Annotated in this window: 18 protein-coding genes; 2 read left to right on the top strand and 16 right to left on the bottom strand. The window is 31.1% G+C overall.

Going from position 1 to position 19,532, the window contains the following annotated elements:
• Positions 1-9: 9 nt before the first annotated feature.
• The 3 genes from rluF to LOS89_RS09835 all read right to left on the bottom strand — a co-directional run bounded on the left by rluF (position 10) and on the right by LOS89_RS09835 (position 2,784).
• Positions 10-798, bottom strand: a complete 789-nt coding sequence (gene rluF, locus LOS89_RS09845) for a 23S rRNA pseudouridine(2604) synthase RluF (protein ID WP_231835095.1) — start codon at positions 796-798, stop codon at positions 10-12.
• Positions 799-907: 109 nt separating this feature from the next.
• The gene (locus LOS89_RS09840; protein ID WP_231835094.1) at positions 908-1,687 is read right to left on the bottom strand and encodes a zinc ribbon domain-containing protein; all 780 of its coding nucleotides are present in this window, start codon (positions 1,685-1,687) and stop codon (positions 908-910) included.
• 2 nt (positions 1,688-1,689) lie between these two features.
• On the bottom strand, positions 1,690-2,784 hold the full coding sequence (locus tag LOS89_RS09835; RefSeq protein WP_231835093.1) for a Nif3-like dinuclear metal center hexameric protein: 1,095 nt from the start codon (positions 2,782-2,784) through the stop codon (positions 1,690-1,692).
• Between the two features lie 110 nt (positions 2,785-2,894).
• On the opposite strand from LOS89_RS09835, the gene lpxK reads away from it, so the two are divergent.
• Together lpxK and LOS89_RS09825 are read left to right on the top strand one after the other, a co-directional pair.
• The gene (gene lpxK / locus LOS89_RS09830; protein ID WP_231835092.1) at positions 2,895-3,908 is read left to right on the top strand and encodes a tetraacyldisaccharide 4'-kinase; all 1,014 of its coding nucleotides are present in this window, start codon (positions 2,895-2,897) and stop codon (positions 3,906-3,908) included.
• A complete protein-coding gene (locus LOS89_RS09825) occupies positions 3,880-4,692 on the top strand; it encodes a purine-nucleoside phosphorylase (RefSeq protein WP_231835091.1) in 813 nt (270 codons plus the stop codon). Before lpxK ends, LOS89_RS09825 begins: the two co-directional genes overlap by 29 nt.
• On the opposite strand, the gene LOS89_RS09820 is transcribed toward LOS89_RS09825, so the two are convergent.
• From LOS89_RS09820 to LOS89_RS09760, 13 genes are all read right to left on the bottom strand, one after another.
• Positions 4,667-6,877, bottom strand: a complete 2,211-nt coding sequence (locus LOS89_RS09820; RefSeq protein WP_231835090.1) for a tetratricopeptide repeat-containing hybrid sensor histidine kinase/response regulator — start codon at positions 6,875-6,877, stop codon at positions 4,667-4,669. The two genes, LOS89_RS09825 and LOS89_RS09820, sit on opposite strands and share 26 nt — an antisense overlap.
• A gap of 58 nt (positions 6,878-6,935) precedes the next feature.
• Positions 6,936-7,934, bottom strand: coding sequence for a type I glyceraldehyde-3-phosphate dehydrogenase (gene gap, locus LOS89_RS09815; protein WP_231835089.1), 999 nt, complete (start codon positions 7,932-7,934; stop codon positions 6,936-6,938).
• Positions 7,935-7,971: 37 nt separating this feature from the next.
• Positions 7,972-8,847 (bottom strand): lipoyl synthase, encoded by an 876-nt coding sequence (gene lipA, locus LOS89_RS09810; RefSeq protein ID WP_231835088.1) that lies wholly within the window; start codon positions 8,845-8,847, stop codon positions 7,972-7,974.
• Positions 8,848-9,187: 340 nt separating this feature from the next.
• Positions 9,188-10,477: an HlyD family secretion protein gene (locus tag LOS89_RS09805; protein ID WP_231835087.1), complete on the bottom strand. Its 1,290-nt coding sequence runs from the start codon at positions 10,475-10,477 to the stop codon at positions 9,188-9,190.
• Between the two features lie 2 nt (positions 10,478-10,479).
• Positions 10,480-12,672 carry a peptidase domain-containing ABC transporter gene (locus LOS89_RS09800; RefSeq protein ID WP_231835086.1) on the bottom strand — a complete coding sequence of 731 codons (2,193 nt, stop codon included), beginning with the start codon at positions 12,670-12,672 and terminating at the stop codon, positions 10,480-10,482.
• 1 nt (position 12,673) lies between these two features.
• Complete coding sequence (locus LOS89_RS09795; RefSeq protein ID WP_231835085.1) at positions 12,674-13,972, bottom strand: amidohydrolase family protein; 1,299 nt, start codon at positions 13,970-13,972, stop codon at positions 12,674-12,676.
• Between the two features lie 5 nt (positions 13,973-13,977).
• The gene (locus tag LOS89_RS09790) at positions 13,978-15,099 is read right to left on the bottom strand and encodes a hypothetical protein (RefSeq protein WP_231835084.1); all 1,122 of its coding nucleotides are present in this window, start codon (positions 15,097-15,099) and stop codon (positions 13,978-13,980) included.
• Entirely contained in the window at positions 15,089-16,246 is a 1,158-nt protein-coding gene (locus LOS89_RS09785; RefSeq protein WP_231835083.1) for an aspartyl protease family protein, read from the bottom strand. The genes LOS89_RS09790 and LOS89_RS09785 overlap by 11 nt, the downstream gene beginning before the upstream one ends.
• A complete protein-coding gene (locus LOS89_RS09780; protein WP_231835082.1) occupies positions 16,239-16,433 on the bottom strand; it encodes a hypothetical protein in 195 nt (64 codons plus the stop codon). Before LOS89_RS09780 ends, LOS89_RS09785 begins: the two co-directional genes overlap by 8 nt.
• A 182-nt stretch (positions 16,434-16,615) precedes the next feature.
• Positions 16,616-17,287: a response regulator gene (locus LOS89_RS09775; protein ID WP_231835081.1), complete on the bottom strand. Its 672-nt coding sequence runs from the start codon at positions 17,285-17,287 to the stop codon at positions 16,616-16,618.
• A 78-nt stretch (positions 17,288-17,365) separates the two neighbouring features.
• Positions 17,366-17,929: an RNA polymerase sigma factor gene (locus tag LOS89_RS09770; RefSeq protein ID WP_231835080.1), complete on the bottom strand. Its 564-nt coding sequence runs from the start codon at positions 17,927-17,929 to the stop codon at positions 17,366-17,368.
• On the bottom strand, positions 17,920-19,029 hold the full coding sequence (locus tag LOS89_RS09765) for a glycosyltransferase (RefSeq protein WP_231835079.1): 1,110 nt from the start codon (positions 19,027-19,029) through the stop codon (positions 17,920-17,922). The genes LOS89_RS09770 and LOS89_RS09765 overlap by 10 nt, the downstream gene beginning before the upstream one ends.
• A gap of 12 nt (positions 19,030-19,041) precedes the next feature.
• Complete coding sequence (locus tag LOS89_RS09760; protein ID WP_026724852.1) at positions 19,042-19,245, bottom strand: hypothetical protein; 204 nt, start codon at positions 19,243-19,245, stop codon at positions 19,042-19,044.
• Positions 19,246-19,532 lie beyond the last annotated feature (287 nt).

The following is a 19,532-nucleotide window of genomic DNA, read 5'->3' as shown; positions in this document are numbered from 1 at the left end:
GTCTAAAATCTATCTATTTCTCTCTCCGTAATTTCTCTTCCCAGTAAACTTACCTTTATTGCTTGGTAAACTTGCTTCTTCTGTTTTGCTTGATGGAGCAATCAGTTGATTTAATTCGGTAATTTCGGCATCGGTTAAGTTACGATATTTGCCTTCTGGCACATCTAATGAAATATTAATAATGCGAGTACGTTTTAAAGCTGTTACTTCGTAATCCAAATATTCGCACATTCTACGAATTTGTCGGTTCAGTCCTTGCGTTAAAATAATTCGAAAAACATATTTACTCACTTGTTCTACTTTACATTTTTTGGTAATCGTTTCCAAAATCGGAATTCCGTTTGACATTCGGTCAATAAAACGATCTGTAATTGGTTTGTTAACCGTTACAATATATTCTTTTTCGTGATTATTTCTAGCGCGAAGAATTTTGTTTACAATATCACCATCATTTGTCATAAAAATCAAACCTTCACTGGCTTTGTCAAGTCGTCCAATTGGAAAAATACGTTCAGGATAGTTAATAAAATCTACTATATTATCACGAACACTTTGATTGGTTGTACATTCTATTCCTGCAGGTTTGTTGAAAGCTAAATAAATAGGTTTTTCATTTTTCTGTTCAACTAAAACACCATTTACTCGAACTTCGTCACCAGGCGCAACTTTGGTACCCATTTCCGGAATTTTTCCGTTAATGGTAACTCTTCCTTGATCAATTAATCGATCGGCCTCTCTACGTGAGCAAAAGCCTGTTTCAGATAAATATTTATTGATACGTACAGTGTTTTCTTCCATGCTACAAAGATAGAATATTTTAGTGATTAGCGAATTTTAGTTCTTCACTTGTTTAAAACAAAAAAGTCCTTTTATAAAAAGGACTTTCATTTATTTTGAAAACGGTTAATTAGATGCTAGCAAATAATTTTTCCATTTTTTCTTTTTCTTCGTCAGCTAACACACCGTCAACTAAGATTCTTCCACTGTGCTCGTCAGTAATAATTTTTTTACGACTTGCAATTTCCATTTGTGTTTGTGGTGGAATAGTAAAGAAAGAACCAGCAGAAGCACCACGCTCAATAGAAACAACAGCTAAACCATTTCTAACACTGTTTCTAATTCTGTCATAAGCAGCAATTAAACGCTCTTCGATTTGACCTCTTAATTCTTCTGATTTAGCTGATAAGAAGTTTTCTTCTTTTTCAGTTTCAGCCATAATATCGCTTAATTCAGCTTTTTTATGTTTTAAATGCGTTTGTTTACCGTCTAATCTTTCTTTAGTTTGAGCTACAACTTCTTTTTTGTGTTCGATAGAAGCTTTCATTTCTTTAATGTGTTTTTCAGCCAATTGAATTTCTAATTCCTGAAACTCCACTTCTTTAGTTAAAGAGTTGAATTCTCTATTATTGCGAACATTTTTTTGTTGCTCTAAATATTTTTTAATCGCAGCTTTGTGCTCGTCGATAGCATTTTTCTTCTCTTTGATTTGGTCGTCAATGGTCTCCAAATCACTTTTTAGTTTCTCCAAACGAGTAGAAAGTCCTGCAACTTCATCTTCTAAATCTTCTACTTCAAGAGGCAATTCTCCTCTTACATTTCTTATTTCGTCTATTTTAGAATCAACTAGTTGTAAAGCATAAAGGGCTCTTAACTTATCTTCTACACTTAGCTCTTTGATTGTTGCCATATTTAAAAGTACTTAACGGGATTTGTATTTTCTTCTGATAAAATGAATGCAAAATTAGTGATTTTTTCTTTAAGAAAATCAACAATATAATTTTTTGTAAATCTTTCGCTTTCAAAATGTCCAATATCAGCCAAAAGCAGTTGATTTTCAGCTTCATAGAATTGGTGATATTTTAAGTCGGCCGTAAGATAAGCATCTGCACCTGAGGAAATTGCATTTTTAATGGCAAAACTGCCACTTCCGCCCAAAACGGCTACTTTTTTTATTGATTTTCCTGTAAAAGCGGAATGCCTTATACCATCACATTGTAATTTTTCCTTTACCAATTGTAAAAATTCGGTTTCAGAAAGCGGATTTTCGAATTCGCCAACGCGTCCCAAACCAATATTTTGATGTTTGTTTTCCAATTGATAAATTTCGTAAGCCACTTCTTCATACACATGATTTTTGAATAAAGCCTTTAAAATTTTACCTTGTAAATGCTTTTCAAACGTCATTTCAATTTTAATTTCTTCGTTTTCTACAAATTCAAAACGTTCTCCAATTTGCGGATTCGAATTTTCATTTCCTAAATAGGTTCCAATTCCTTTCGAATTAAAACTACAATCTTCATAATTACCAATGGTTCCTGCGCCTGCATCAAACAAAGCATTTCGCAATTTTTCAAAATTTTCTGGAATCGTGTAAGTAACTAATTTTTGAATGTAATTTTCTTTTGGAATCAATACTTTTGAATGTTTCAAGCCTAAAGCATCACAGAAAATTTTATTCACGCCTTTTTGATGATTGTCCAATGCAGTATGAACCGCATAAATCGCAATGTCATTTTTAATGGCTTTCAAAATAGCACGTTCCACATAATTTTTACCCGTAATTTTCTTAATTCCCGAAAACAAAATAGGGTGGAAGCAAACGACTAAATTACATTTTTTCGAAATCGCCTCTTCAATCACCGATTCCAAAGCATCATGACAAACTAGCACGCCATTAATTTCTTGATTCGGGTTTCCAACTAAAAGCCCAACATTGTCAAAATCTTCGGCATAACCTAGTGGCGCCATTTCTTCAAGAACAGAAAGTATATCGGAAAGTTTCATGATGTTTGATTTTACTAAATGATTACACAAATTAACGAAATACCAGTTAGAAATGAAATGATAAATAGCATAAACTTTAATATGATAATAATTTATTATACTTTCGTAATATGATTTTGTTACGAAAAATACTTTTCCCTTTAGCCTTTTTGTATTGGCTCATTACTTATATCCGAAATTGGCTGTATGACAAAGGCATTTGCAAGAGTTCTTCTTTTGATATTCCAATTATTGCTGTTGGAAATTTAAGCGTTGGCGGTACAGGAAAAACACCTCAAATCGAATATTTAATACGATTACTTTCTGATAACTATAAAGTGGCGGTTTTGAGTCGCGGTTACAAACGTGCGACCAAGGGTTTTATTTTGGCGGATGAAAATGCAACTGCGAGTTCTATTGGAGACGAACCATTTCAGTTTTATTCGAAATTTCCTTATATTCAAGTAGCAGTTGACGCTAATCGTAAAAACGGAATTGAAAATTTATTGCAACTTCCAAATAAACCAGATGTTATTTTATTGGACGATGCTTATCAGCACAGAAAAGTAAAAGCAGGATTTTATATTTTGCTTACGGCTTATGATGATTTGTTTTGCGATGATTATATTTTGCCTTTCGGGAATTTACGCGAACCGTCTTCAGGAAAAAAACGTGCCGATATGATAATTGTCACAAAATGTCCGAATGATTTGTCCGAAATTGCGCAGCTGAAAATCAGAGAAAAGTTGAACGTGAAACAACAAGTTTTCTTTACAACCATTCAGTACGACGATTTTGTTTTTGGAAATGACAGTCAATTGTTAGTTTCCGAGATTCAATCCGAAAGTAAAGTGTTGGTTGCCGGAATTGCAAAGCCTAAATTGTTTTTCGATTTTCTAAAAAGTGAGAAGGATGACACTTTGGTATTTCCAGATCATCATCATTTTTCGAAACAAGATTGTGAGCAAATTTTGGCAAAAGCCAACGGAAGAAAAATAATTACAACAGAAAAAGATTTTGTTCGTTTAAACGGATTATTGCCAAAAGCGCAATTGTTCTATTTACCAATAAAGTCAACTTTTTTAAATACAAACATTGATAAAACGATAGAAGATTATGTGGGACAAAGTGCAAGAAACAGTTAGTTACATTAAAGATAAAACCAATTTTACTCCAGAATACGGCGTGATTTTAGGTTCAGGATTAGGTGGATTTACAGCAGATATTGCTATCGAATATACTTTGCCTTATTCGGAAATTCCAAATTTTCCAGTTTCAACAGTTCAAGGTCATCAAGGCGCTTTGGTTTTTGGAACCATTCAAGGAAAAAAAGTAGTAGCAATGCAAGGTCGTTTCCATTTTTACGAAGGGTACGACATGAAACAAGTTACGTTTCCTGTTCGTGTAATGAAATATTTAGGAGTTGAGAAATTAGTTGTTTCGAATGCTTCGGGAGGTGTTAATTCGGAATATGTTGTTGGAGATGTTGTTGTTATAACAGATCATATTAATATGATGCCCGAACATCCGTTAAGAGGTCATAACGACGAGCGTTTTGGGCCAAGATTCGTAAATATGAGCGAACCGTATTCTAAAGCTATGATTGAAAAAGCATTTGAATTGGCTGAAGATTTAAATATTTATCTTAAAAAAGGAATTTATTTAGGATTGCAAGGACCAACATTCGAAACGCTTGCCGAATATAAAATGGTAAAAGCATTAGGTGCTGACTGTGTTGGAATGTCAACTGTTCCAGAAGTGATTGTAGCGCGTCACATGAATATGGAATGCTTCGGAGTTTCAGTAATTACTGATATGGGAGACGAGGAAAATATCGAAGAAGTAAACCACGAAGAAGTGTTACAAGCAGCTCAAAAAGCAGAACCTCATGTAAGAAACTTGATTAAGAATTTGATTGCATGTTATTAGTTAAGTAACTAGTTACAACAGTATAGAAATGCTCTGGTTCGAAAGGTTTGGTGATTACTTCATTCATGCCATAGGACAAGAGCATTTCTCTATTTTCATTTAAGGAGATTGCTGTTAATGCTACAATAGGAGTGCAAGTGTTGAATTTTCTGATTTCACTAGTAGCTTCTGTTCCATTTATACCTGGTAAATGAACATCCATAAGAATCAAATCGTAGTTGTTGATTTTTACATCTTCGATAGCATCTTCGCCATTATCTATAATATTGCAAGAAATACCTCTTTTTTCAAGCATTTTTTGTGTAATCATTTGGTTGATTTTGTTATCCTCAACTAATAATACTTTTTTCTCAGTCAATAGCGATTGAGAAGGTTTTATAACTTCTTCTTTTACTTTGTTTGCTATTCCTTTTTCAAATTGTAATTCAAAACTAAAAGTGCTTCCTTTTCCAGATTCACTATGAAGATGAATTTCACTTCCCATTAATTCTAATATTTTCTTCACAATAGAAAGTCCAAGACCCGTTCCGCCATAAGTGCGGTTAATTTCAACCGAACCTTGACTAAAACTATCAAAAATAGCGTCTTGTTTGTCTTTTGGAATTCCTATTCCATTATCTTTAATTTCAAAATAAAGCGTCACATTTTCAGTGGTTTCTTGTATCTTTTTGATGGTGCACCAAACATCACCATTTTTACTGAATTTGATGGCGTTGTTCAATAAATTGATAAGGATTTGAGAAAGTTTTGTTGGGTCGCCTTTTAAATTATAGGTAATTGATTTGTCTATGTTTAAATGGCATTTGATATTGTTTTCGTGAATAAATTCTTTAAATGAAGTAACAATGTTTTCAGTTAATTCAGATAAATCGAAGTTGATTTTTTCAATGGTAACTTTATCCGATTCTAATCGGTTGATTTCTAAGATATCGTTAATGAAGTTCAAAAGATAACTTCCTGAAAATTCCAATGATTTTAAGTAGTTTAATTGACTGGCTTTTGGTTTTTCTTGAAGTAAAAGATATGTTATCCCGTTTATAGCATTTAAAGGTGTTCTTAATTCGTGACTTACCGTTGAAAGGAAATCTGCCCTGGCTTTGGATGCCATTTCAGCTTTTTCTTTTTCTATAGTTAATTCTCTGTTTTTCTCCTTTAGAAGTTTATTTGTGCTGATTCTAATTTTGTTATTTTTGTATAACGATAAACTCAATAGCGATAAAATTGAAATTAAAGCAATACTCAAAATACTAATTAACTTAGAAAAACGTAATGTTTTTTGTTGACTTTTTTTCTCTTTGTCTAATTGTTCAATCGTCTTAAGTTGTTTGTCAAATTGAATTTTATCAACGGTGTTTTCAGCTACATAACTATTGTAATATTTTCCAATAGAATCGGTTAAATTTGCGTACTTTTTTAAGTAGAAATTAGAACTTGAAATGTTCTTGTTTTTCTCATAAGTTTCGCTAAGTAGTTTATAAATTCTTTTAGTTAGCTGAAAATCGTTATTGTTTGTTTCGTTAGTTTGGTTTGCAAGATTGAAAAAATTAATCGCTTGAGGATAATTCTTTTTTATGTTTTCAATTTCACCTAACTGAATATACGCTTCTGTTTTTGTACTTAATAAAGCATCATCGCTAATGTTGTTTACAACTCCTTTCAGAATTATTACAGCTTCGTCATATTTTCTTTTCTCTTTTTTTATAATCGCTTTTTGAAGATTTATCAATTCAATAGCTTCTAAAAAGTTGAGGTCTTTATAAATTGCGGTTGCTTTTTCGAAATAAATTTCAGCATATGGAATGTTGTTCTTTTTAAGATAACATTTTCCTAATCCGTAATATGATAATGCAATATTAGATTTTGGCTTGTTTTTACTGTAAATGCTAATTGCTCTAATGTAATAATCAATAGCTAAATCATTTTTTTCAAGCTCGTAGAAAATAGTTGCTAGTTGCAAATAACAATCTGCAAGTTTGTCTTCTAGATCATTTGCTTTTGCGTATTCAATTGCTTTTTCGGTGAAAAGAATTGCTTTTGTATATGATTTTTTTGCTTCTTTGTTGAATAGACCAATTTCTAAATAATAGTCCGTACTATCACTTATTTTTCCTTCGTCTTTATAGACAGACTGGCCATAACTATTAAAAGTTAGAATAAAAAATAATATGAAAAATTGCTTTATCAAGTATAGCAGGGTTAAATTTGACACTGCAATTTAAGTTTTTTAGCGATAATAAAAAACTTTATTTTTTAGTAACAAAGCCAATTAAGTCAATTAATCGCGAAGAGTAGCCAATTTCATTATCATACCAACCCACTATTTTTACCATTTTGTCAATAACAGAAGTTAGTTGAGAGTCAAATAAGCACGAATTTCGATTACCAAGAATATCTACAGAAACAATTGGATCTTCGGTGTAATCTAAAATACCTTTAAAATTGGTTTCGGCAGCTTTTTTAAATGCTTGATTGATTTCTTCGATAGTTACTTTTCGTTTTACATTAAAAGTAATATCTGTCAAAGAACCATCTGGAACCGGAACGCGAATACCACAACCACCAATTTTTCCTTCTAATTCAGGAAATATTTTTGTTAATGCTTTGGCTGCGCCCGTTGTTGTAGGAACAATAGATTGCGCTGCACCACGAGCTCGGCGTAAATCTTTATGAGGTTGATCATGCAAACTTTGGTCGGTAGTGTAGGAGTGAACGGTGGTGATGTACGCTTGTTCAATTTCGCATAATTCCTGAATGATTTTAATCATCGGAGCGGCATTATTGGTTGTACAACTTGCGTTGGAAATTATCGTTTCGCTTCCGTCTAAAATGTGTTCGTTTACCCCTAAAACAACAGTTTTTATTTCATCCACTTCAGAAGGTGCGGAAAGAATTACTTTTTTCGCTCCAGCTAAAATGTGTTGGTTAATGTCTTCAAATGTTTTGAATTTCCCTGTCGACTCGATAACAATATCAACGTTTACCGATTTCCAATTTAAATTCTTAATTTCTCTTTCGTGAAAAAACAAAAACGATTTATCGTCAATACTAATTGAATCTTCAGAAAACGAAACTTTCTGATTCAAAACACCGTGAATGCTATCATATTTTACCAAATGCGCCATTGTTTTGTTATCTGCAATGTCGTTGATGGCAACTACTTCAATAGTAGGATGATTCAAAAGCAATCGGAACAAATTTCGTCCAATTCTTCCAAAACCATTAATAGCAATTCTTGTTTTCAATTTTATTTATTTTGAATTTGTTCTTGAATTTGAACTTTTAGTGAATATGTTTCTCTGCATGATAAGACGAACGCACTAAAGCGCCACTTTCCACATGTCTAAAACCTAATTCTTTTCCGATTTTTTCGTATTTCGCAAATTGTTCTGGTGTGATGTATTCTTTAACCGGTAAATGTTTTTTACTTGGTTGTAAGTATTGGCCAATGGTTACAATATCTACTTTCGCATCGGCTAAATCATTTAAAACTTGAATCACTTCTTCCTCAGTTTCACCTAAACCTAACATGATACCCGATTTTGTTCTTTTGATGCCTTGCTCTTTCAAATATCGCAAAACCTCTAAACTCTTTTCATATTTCGCTTGGATACGAACTTCACGTGTTAAACGTTTAACGGTTTCCATATTGTGAGAAACTACTTCTGGGGCTACTTCGATAATTCTATCCAAATTTCTCGTGTTACCTTGAAAATCTGGAATTAAGGTTTCTAAAGTGGTGTTGGGATTCATTCGGCGAATCGCTTTCACGGTTTCTGCCCAAATAATCGAACCCATATCTTTTAAATCATCGCGGTCAACACTAGTAATTACGGCATGTTTGATGTTCATAATTTTGATAGAACGCGCTACTTTTTCGGGTTCGTCCCAATCCACCGTTTCAGGTCGACCGGTTTTAACACCACAAAATCCGCACGAACGTGTACAGATATTTCCTAAAATCATGAAAGTTGCGGTTCCTTCACCCCAACATTCACCCATGTTAGGACAACTCCCCGAAGTACAAATCGTATTCAGTTTGTATTTGTCTACTAAACCTCTAAGTTCGGTGTAGTTTTTACCGGTTGGTAATTTTACGCGCAACCATTTTGGTTTGGGTTCTCTTGGTGGAAAAACATTGTCAATAGCCGTGTCCATAATCAAAATTTTGATAGGCAAAGATACGATATGAAATCGCTAAAAACAAACTCGTTTGCTTGCAAACACCGATAAAAAGAAAGCGATTCTATATGACCTTAAAAAAACAATAAAAGCGCCATATAAAATTTAGAATTTTGAAGTAAGAATTTAGAAAATGAGAAAACTTTAGGAAAGTTTTAGGAATTTTTTTAGGCGTTACCACAAGGGTCAGGCTATCCGCACTCGCTTTTTATAAAAAACTTTTATTAGTTTTTTATAAAAGAGCTCAAACAAATGCTCCACCCGAGCTTGCGAACTGACGAAGTAATCCTTAACGCAAAATGTTTTTTCAGTTGGACTATCTCCTAAAAACATCTCTAAACTGATACAATAACCTTTCTAACAAACGTAAGTCTTCTGTTATGATGTCAGCAGTTCCTGTCATTTCCTGTTGAAAGTTGATTTGCTTTTTGTATGAAGTTTGGAGACCGTTCGTTAACTTAGCATCAAGTAATAGGATTCCTTCTTTTGTCGGAATCAATGATATTGCACTTAATTTTCCTTTCAAAATCCCAAATTCTTTATCTTGATAATTAGCTAGGTGAATCACAACATCTTGATTATTTTTAATTTTTCCAGAATTTAAGGCAGCAACCCTTAATTTTGCTATACAATTTGAGCTTGATGTAGGAATTATAGAAAAAATTTCTTCACCAACTGAGACCACTTGATTTTCGGACCAAACTTGAAAATATGAAATCTTGCCTTTAATAGAAGAACGTAACACAAAATTCAAATCCCAATCGGTAATTTCTTTTTTTAATTGATTATAAGCTTGAATCGTATTTTGTAATAAAACCACATTATCTTTTAACTCTTTTATATTGGTATTTTGCTTATTTCTATTTAGATCATTTAATGAAGATCTGAGTTGGGATAATTGTGTTTTTAGTATTTGTTGATTTTTCTCTTGTTGCAAATAATCAAATTGTTTACTTTCCCATTCTTGAGCTGAAATAATACCTTTTGTAAACAATATTTCAAATCGATTCAACTCTTTCTTTTTTAATTGTAATTCTTTTGTAGCAATTGAAATTTGTTGTTGTAAAATAGAAATTCTATTATATTGTTGATTAGATTCATTTGTCTGTGAATTCTTATCTATTTGATGTGGTTTGTAATCTAAATATTGTCTATAATTGATATAGTTGTTTTTAAAATTAGTAAATGAATTCTCAATAGTTCCTAAACCATAAAAATCATATTTTTCTAATGGAAAATAAAAGGTTTCCTTTTGTTTTAATGTATCAGTAATATTTTTCAATAAAAAAACCATCTCATAATTGGCCGAATTCTCAATAATTGCTATTGGTGTATTCTCATTTATTTCTTTTTGATTTTCTATAAATATTTTTGAGATCCTCCCGCTACTTTTTGCTACCAATTTTTCGGGTGGGAATTGAGTAGTAATAGTTACTTCGGCTCTGATAATGTCGGGATATTTTATAAACCAGGATAGTAACAATAATAAAAGAATAAATACTAATAAAATTGTATTCCCCCATTTAAAAATGGCATTTGGCGGTGTCGAAAGTACATCTCGTACTTCTTCACTATAAATTTTTAAATCGTCTTGTAGTTTTTCCATTTTTAATTACCTAATTCTAACTGATTCTTTACTAATTCATAGTATTTCCCTTTTTGTTGAGTAAGATGTTCGTGATTGCCTTGTTCAACCACTTCGCCATTTTCTAAAACAATAATATTATCTGCATTTCTAACTGTACTTAATCTATGAGCCACAATTACAGACGTTTTTTTATTTAAAAACGAGTTTAGTTTTTCCATAATTGTTTTTTCATTATTAGCATCTAATGAACTTGTTGCCTCATCAAAAAATACAAATTCAGGATTTTTATAAACAGCTCTCGCTATCATTAATCTTTGTTCTTGACCTCCACTTAATCTTATACCAGAAGTGCCGAGTTCTGTATTGAGTTTATTTGGCAAACGCTCTACAAAGTCTTCTATATTAGCAATATAAACTGCGTTTTTTAGTTTATCTCTGTTAATAATTTCATTTTGCTCTGATTCTGAAATATTGCCTGCAATGGTATCATTAAAAATAAAGGTTTCTTGTAAAACAGCTCCGCAATTCATTCGCCAATAATCGTTGTTTAGGTCGTTTAAATTAGTATTTCCAATCAAAATTGCTCCATCGGTTGGCTCATAGAACTTTAAAAGTAATTTTATCAAAGTAGTTTTTCCGCTTCCACTTGCTCCTACAATAGCAGTAGTTTTTCCTTGTGGAATTTCAAACGAAAGGTTCTTTAAAACCATTTGTGAAGATTTACTACCGTATTGAAAACTTAAATTTTTAATGAAAATAGATTTATTATCAGGCAGTTCTTTTGCTTTATTTAGTTCGGCGGCATCTTCATCATCTTTTGAGTGTACTTGCCACAAACGTTCTAAACTAATTTTAGCATCTTGCCAAAGTTGAATGAAGCCAATAAAATTGCTTAATGGTAAGTTGAGTTGTCCTACAATATATTGAATGGAAAGCATCATACCCAATGTAATATCGCCATTTACAACAGCTGAAGCAGACAAAAAAGTGATGAAAATATTTTTTAATTCGTTAATAAAATTAGAACCAATACTTTGATATTGAGCTAACTTTAGTGTACTCATGGAAGTTTTAAACAAGCTAATTTGCACTTGTTCCCATTTCCAGCGGTTTTTGCGTTGCGAGTTGTTTACTTTTATCTCTCTAACGCCATTGATAATTTGAACTAAAGAGGTTTGACTTGCAGATTGCTCATCAAAACGTTTAAAATCTAGCTCGGCACGTTTTTTTAAGAAGAAAAGTGTCCAACCCACATAACAGATAGCTCCAATTAAAAAAAACACAAATATTTTGAAATTGTAAAATGCCAATACAAAGTTGAAAACTAAAAACAAAACAATTGAATACAACATATTGAACGACGATGATGATACAAAATTTTGTACTCGAGTATGATCTTGAATCCGTTGTAAATGTTCGCCAGTATTTCTAGTATCAAAAAAGTTTACAGGAAGTTTTAGCATTTTAAACAAAAAATCAGATACCATTTTTATATTGAATCTTCCTGTTACATGAAGTAACAACCATTCTCTAAAAATAGAAACCAAAGTCTGCGAAGCAAACAAAACTAATTGTGCGACTAGAATCAAATAAATAAACGGAATGTCTTGATTATTTACACCAATATCCACCACCGATTGCATTAAAAAAGGCATGATGAATTGGATGGTTGTACCCACTAATAAACCAATAAGCAACTGATTGACTAGTTTTTTATAGGGTTTTAAATATGACCAAAGAAAACCAAAGTTTTTAGTTTTGTTTTTATCTTCTTTTAAGGTAAAAAAGTTTGCATTAGGTTCTAATAATAGCACAAAACCCGTTTTATCTTGTGCCGTTGTCCAAGCTTCTAAAAAATCTTGATGACTGTATTCTAGTAATCCTTGTGCTGGGTCGGCTACAAATATTTTGTCTTTTGCGGTTTTGTGTACCACTACAAAATGTTTTTGTCGCCAAGGAACAATAAATGGTGTTGGAGCTTCTGTAACCAAACTCTCTAATGCAATACGCATACCTAAAGTACGCATTTCTATAGCTTCAGCTGCATCTGCAATACCTGCCATTGTAACGCCCATTCTGGTAATCCCAGCTTTGTCACGTAAAAACTCTCTTGAAAAGGTTTTGCCATGAAACTTTGCCACCATACGCAAACACGTAGGACCACAATCGCGATAATCTAATTGTCGAAAGAAGGGAAATTTATTTTTACTCATTTTATTTTGAAGAAGCATCTAATAACTTTTTCTTCATGTCTTCTAAGGCTTTGGTATCTAAATAATTGTAGTTAAAAAACACTCCTTTTACATTTCTCAAAGTTTGTAAATTTTCTAAAGGGTTTTTGTCTAAAATAATAAAATCGGCTGGTTTGTTTACTTTTATTACTCCGTTGTATTCTTTGTGAAAGTTTGCGAAATTAACGGTTGCCATTTGTAAAATTTCAAAATTGGATAGATTGACATTTTTTAATAATTCCATTTCGTTTACCATATTGCAACCTGTCATCATGTATTTTGATGAAGCATCAGGACTTAACAGCATTTTGATGCCTTCTTTTTGCAAGCGAGCAATTACTTGGTATTTTTCTTGTAAATCTTTTAATTCTTTGGCTACTTCATCTTTATAAGCTTGTTCACCTATTTTTTCTCGATATACTTTAGTTTTTTCAATCCATTCTTGCATGGTTAGCTTAGAAACAAACTCCATTCCATTTAATTTTTCTAGTTGTTCATACGAATATTGACCCGAACCTATACTGTACCACAAAAGAGTAGGACAAATATAAATATCATTCTTTTTGATGGCTTGTATTCTCGATTCAATCAAGTTAGGTTCGCCTACTAAACCACCTAAATGCTCAATAGATTTGTAGTTTGAATTAAAAAAAACGTCTTCGTTTAAACTATTTCCCATGGCAAGTCTTGGAAAATGACCTCCTAATGGCACATCATATTTTTTGCACAAACTGTCTAATTGTGTAAATATTTCTTGATTTTTAATACTCAATATTTTGATAAAACCATAATTATTGTCTTTTACGGCTTTTACAAATTCTTCTAATTGTGCTGTTGAAGCTTCTAAATTTCTACTAATAGGTGGAGCGGAAAGGTAAATTTTTGGATAAATAGAATTTATAGTATTGAATTTGTTTTGCCATTCTTTGTGTTTCCAATCGCCACGCATGGAACGCAATTTGGTAACGCCATTTATCAAATTTAAGTCAAACATGCGTTGCAATTCTTCCTCTGTTTCTGGTAAATGCACATGTGCATCCGCTAACGAAGGCATAATGTATTTCCCTTTTAAATCGATGGTTTTTTTCGCTTTGAGTTTAGATTTTTTTGCGTTTTCTATCACCACAATTTTACCGTTTAAAATAGCGATATTTTGATTTAACAAAACGTTATCATTTTCCATAGAAACGATGTTTGCATTTTTAAAAACAAGGTCGTAGGTTGTTTGGCTAAATAGTGTTTGAGTAATGGCTAAAACGACAAATAAAATAATCTTTTGCATAGTAATTAATTGATATTATAAAATCCTTGTTTGTCTTTCTCTAAAAACGTTTCAAAGGAATTGGTTAAACAAAATTTGTCATATCGAAAATCTAAATCGCGGTGGCTAAGGTCGAATTCTTTTAGTAATTTTTCATATTTTTTAAGGATAGTTTGGCATTTTTGAGTTAATTCTAAATACATTTCTTTTCCTTTTAGGTTAAAAACTTCATCTAAACTAAGTAATTCTAAACCTGTTTGAAAACGGGGAAACATATCAGCCATTCTGCCTAAAAGTTCATGTTTTTCTCTACCTGAAAAAACATTTTTTGAAAGTAAAATATCAAAACATTCTACTCTGCGGGTTACAGTATATAAACCATGAAAAGCACCATATAAATTTCGATAATCCCAGTCTTGTTTGGTTAAATCGCGCATAATGGTAGTTAATGAATCTATTTTAAAAAACTCTTCTTTATTGAACATCACATAATATAAATAATTGTGCGATGCTTGATGTATTATTTCTTCAATAAAATAAATTAAATTGTTTTTACCTAAGACATAAAAATAAAGTATTCCTATGGTTTCTATAGAAGTAAAATTTAAAATTTTAGGGTTATCATGCAAATAAATTCTTTTATTGGCAAAAACTAGTTCTTTGTAGAATTCCGGTAAATGTTCTTTTATGATTAAAATTGCTTGTTCTACTTCATTATGATTTTCTTTCCAAACGCTATTATGAATTGGATTTGCATTCACAATATGCCCTTTGTAGAACTCATAAAAATATTTTTCTAAAAGCGGATGACTAGATTTCAATATTTCAAATTCATCAATTTTTAATATATCGTCAACTTTTTTACATTTTCTATCATGGTATCCTAAATCAGGAACATAAGCAATTTCTTCTTTGTTAAAAGATTCTTTTAATTGTAAAGATTCTTTTTCTACAAAATATCCTTGCATTATTTCGTTTAGCATTTGAGTAGAAAACAAATTATCTTTTTTGCTGTTAAAATAAGTAAACAGCAAAGGTTCTAGAAACACGTTTTCGTTTTCAAAATCTAATTTTTCTAGCAAAGTCGGGGTTTCTTTGTAAAGAAGGAGTTTGATGGTTTCTATTATTTTGGTTTTATTATTTACCATCTAAAAAATTATTTAATATGAAACTTATTTTAAGTGGTTTTCCTTCACGAATAATTGAAAGTTCAAGTTTTTGATTTAACTTTAAGCCTCTATAAAATTTCAAGCGATCTAATTTTTCTACATGAACATTGTCTATACTAATTATTTTATCATATAAACGTAAGCCTTGTTTATAAGCATCAGTATTTAAATATATGTAGCTTACTAACCAATTTCTAACCATATCATTATTTTCAATGAATGAGAAACTTTTATAAAATTCTTTTTTATGTTTATTGTTTTTTTTATTAGGTTTTAAATATAATTTACTCTTCTTTAAATCTATAATTATATCAAAATCATCTAAAATGTCGTTCCCTATTAATCCTTGATTATTTGAGCTTGATAATGCACCATTAGTGTCATTAGAGATATCTATTGGAAAACTATATATGCATTGTTTTCCTAAATTAAATTTATTAATAAAAACAGTTTTACCTGATGTTTTACCTCCAATACCTCCAATAGATTCAAAGTCACCTAGGTTACTTGTGTTTGTTTTATTTGAACTATTTAAAACTGTGACACTTGAACCTAAATCTAATATAAATTTCCCGATATATTCTTCTTCGTTTATAGTATAAGTTACAGGAACATATATTTTATCACCGTCAAAAATTATATTAATAGAATCGTAACTTTTAGTGTTTTTAAAAAAGCTAATTTTTTTATTTATAAAATCTATTTTATGAGGTCTATCCTTAAAACTATTAACCCCTAAAATTCCATCTGTATTTTGACCTAGTATGTTTTTTAGACCAAGTAAATATGTTTTGTTTGAAAAGTTTGTTTTTTTATCTATTTTATATTTCAATGTGTCTAAGACAATTTTTGCATTTTGAATTGTATTTCCAACACCGCCTATTTTGGTATCTTGTGTTGTTTTGAAAATTAAATTGTTTTTTTTACAAAAAGCAGTGTCGAGAATTAATTCTTTAGCTCCTGTATCATAGAGAAAGTTTCCATAAATTGTATCTTCTATTTTTGTCTTTATATAAATATGCCCATTGTATTCAATTTGTAAACTCTTCTTTGCACATGAAACCAAAAATATTGAGCAACTTAATAAGCTGCTCAATATAATTAAACTATTTTCTTTATTAATCATGTAATCTACCTGGATTAGGCTGTGGTGGTGTGTCTACAGGAATTAATTTTGTGTCAACTGAAATGTGCCCAGTAAGAGTCACTCCATCATGACAAGCATTCTCTGTACCGCCACTAATTGTAGCTAATAATTCATTTGAAGCAGTTGCTTCTGCTCTTTCTTTAAGAGCGTCTAAACTTAATTTCATAATTTTAAAGTTTTATTGTTTATACTTTTTTTCAAAAAACAATAACTTTTTTGTTCATTTTTTACTTACCCGTGCACTGGTTTTCATTAAAGGAATAAAGCAATTGTTTGGTGCCAAAATAAATACAAAACAAATAATTTTCATTACGGTTTTTAGTTAAAAAAAATGCGGTTTTTTGTTAATTAAACCAAGTTTAAACCTTTTATTTTTGCAATTAACTCATCATCATTACCTGAATAATTTAAAACTTGAAATTTAATTTTCGCTTTTCTTTTCTCTATTGCACTTAATGAAATAGGTAAATAGTGTGGTAAATCTTTTGTTTTTATTCCTTTATCAATTAACGAAATGATCTCGTAATCAATAGCGTCAAAATCAAAAATATTCCGATTCAAGTTGGATAACGAATTTGATATGGTTTCTGAAACATAATTTTCATTATTTAAAATTATGTTGAAAATTTTTTTAAAAGTTTTGTAGTCTATGTCTCCCTTATTTAAGAAGCCATTAGGCTGAACTTTATTAGCAATAGTTTTTAAAATGACTCCTTCGGTATGGTGGGTTATCATTATAGTTTTAGAATTTATAAATCTTTTTTTGAAATAAAGTGCTAAATCACCACCACATAAAATATTTTTTTCTTTATATGCGGGTAAACTAATATCAAAAATTGCAATATCAATTTTATTATTTAAGTTATGGTTTTGTTTAATTGCTTTATAACCGCTTTCGCAATCCATTGCTTTAATAAAATTAAAATCATAGTTGTCAACAAAGTTCGAAATAACAGATATGTACCCATCAATAAGCATTGGATGATCATCTACAATGAGACAATTTAACGTATGATTCATTTGTTTTGATTTTTTATGAAAACGTAATTATAATGTTAAAATTATATTTTAACAAATTTAATATTACGTTTTTAGAATTTACTTCCCCGAAATAATCTCCGCCAATAATTTTTTAGCTCTAAGTAACTTAATTTTGATGTTATTTAGCGGTTCGTCAATTTGTTCTGCCATTTCTTGATAGGTCATTTCTTGAAAATAACGCATTTGAATGACTTCCTGATAAGCAGGCTTTAATTGTTTGATGTATTGGAGTAATTGAGCTAAATTTTGCTCGATAATCAATTCGTCTTCAGCAGAATTGGAATCATCGGCAACGCTATAGGCTTGATGGTCTTCTTCATCATTCATTTCAATAAATAATGACGATTTCTTTTTACGAAGCATGTCAATATGTACATTTTTTGCAATCGCAATCAACCAAGTATTAAAACCGTATTCAGGATTGTACGTAGAGATTTTATCGAATGCTTTTGCGAAAGTTTCAATGACAATATCTTCAGTATCGGTTTCGTTTTCGGTGCGTTTTAGCATAAATCCGTACACTTCATTCCAGAAAAAATCCAATAAAAACGTGAAAGCAATTTGGTCTCCCTTTTTTGCTTTTTCAATATTTTCTTGAATAATGACCGAATTTACTTCCAATGTACAGGTTTTGAGATGAGGTTTCTAAAAAACACGCTTAGTTGTGTAAAGATAAGTACAATTTCGATAATTGGATACCAATACATCACATCTTTTTCTTTTAGTTTTCCAGCGGCATAACCTAAAGAAATCCAACTGAATAAATATCTAAAAACGATAATTCCGGTCACAATCATCCATTGGAATTGAAACGCTAACAAAACAATAGCCAAAACTAAAAACCAAAACTGACTAAAGAAAAATAATCCCAACTGAAATTTATCAAATCCTTTGTAGTATTTTGCAGTCGTAGCATGTCTTCTTTTTTGGTACACCCAAGACGAAAAAGTGGTTTTTGGCTCCGAAAAAGTAAAGCTTTCTGGAGTATATAAAATAGCAGTATTCTTTTTTGTTGCCGCTTGATTAATAAATAAATCGTCATCGCCCGAACGAATTTTCATGTGATCCATAAAACCTCGAACGTTGAAAAATTCTTCTTTTTTGTAAGCTAAATTGCGCCCAACACCCATATAAGGTTTGCCGATTTTTGCCCAAGAAAAATATTGCGTAGCCGTTAACATCGTTTCAAAACGAATGATTTTGTTTAGGAATGAATTCTTAACTTTTTCATAAGCACCATAGCCTAAAATAATCGTTTTTTCTTTGGTGAATTGAGTCGAAATTTGTAACAACCAATCGTTTGAAGCTGGGTAACAATCCGCATCGGTAAATACTAAATACTCGTTTTTTGCTGCTTTAATACCTAAGGTTAACGCGAATTTTTTATTACCCCAAAACGCTTCATTGTTTTGAACTTTTACCAATTTTACGTTCGCATATTGCTTTTCGTAAGCTTCAAATAATTCCAAAGTTTCATCGCTCGAAGCATCGTCAATTAAGACAATTTCGTAATCAGGATAGTTTTGGGTAACCAAAGTTTGAAAATACTTTTTGATATTTTCTTCTTCGTTTTTAGCACAAACAATAATAGAAATAGGTAAACGTTTCGGAGTTCCTTCTTGGTTTTTACCAAATGAGAATTTTCCGAAAATAAAAAGGTAATAAATAAATTGAATAAACACGATAACCGCAAAAGCGATTAAGAGTATTGTTAGTATCATAAATTTTGAAAATTAAGAGTGCGAAGGTTCGCTGCAGTCTTTCATTTGCTCAGGAGTTTTTCCGCAGTAGCTACAGTTTTCTCCATCTTTATTCAAAAACGGACTTTGGCTAGCACAAGTTCCAGCGAATTTTCCGTCTTTTTTTGCCCAAATTTTTATCGCGATACCTGCAAACGCAAGTCCTAAAAGTCCAATGGTTACTAATACAAGTTTCATCTTTTTCTATTTTGAACTGCAAAATTAATTAAAATCCAAATAACAAATCTCAAATTCCAAACAAATCTCAAAAACAAATTCAAAATTTTTGGAACACAGATTTAAGAAATGGAAGAAATCTTTAAGTTGAAGAAAATTAGCACGCGGATACAACAGATTTGCTAATGCAAAACGCAGATTTAAACGGATTTCTTATGTTGCCTATGAAAAGTGAAACGTCCGAAGCTTCGATCCGATATTTCGGATTAAAATCAACACAAAGTAAAACTATTGTGCCTATGTGTTTC

Origin of the sequence: Flavobacterium channae (assembly GCF_021172165.1) — a bacterium.
Taxonomy (GTDB): domain Bacteria; phylum Bacteroidota; class Bacteroidia; order Flavobacteriales; family Flavobacteriaceae; genus Flavobacterium; species Flavobacterium channae.
The sequence above is the reverse complement of the archived record's forward strand: the minus strand, read 5'-3'. Positions and strand labels throughout refer to the sequence as shown.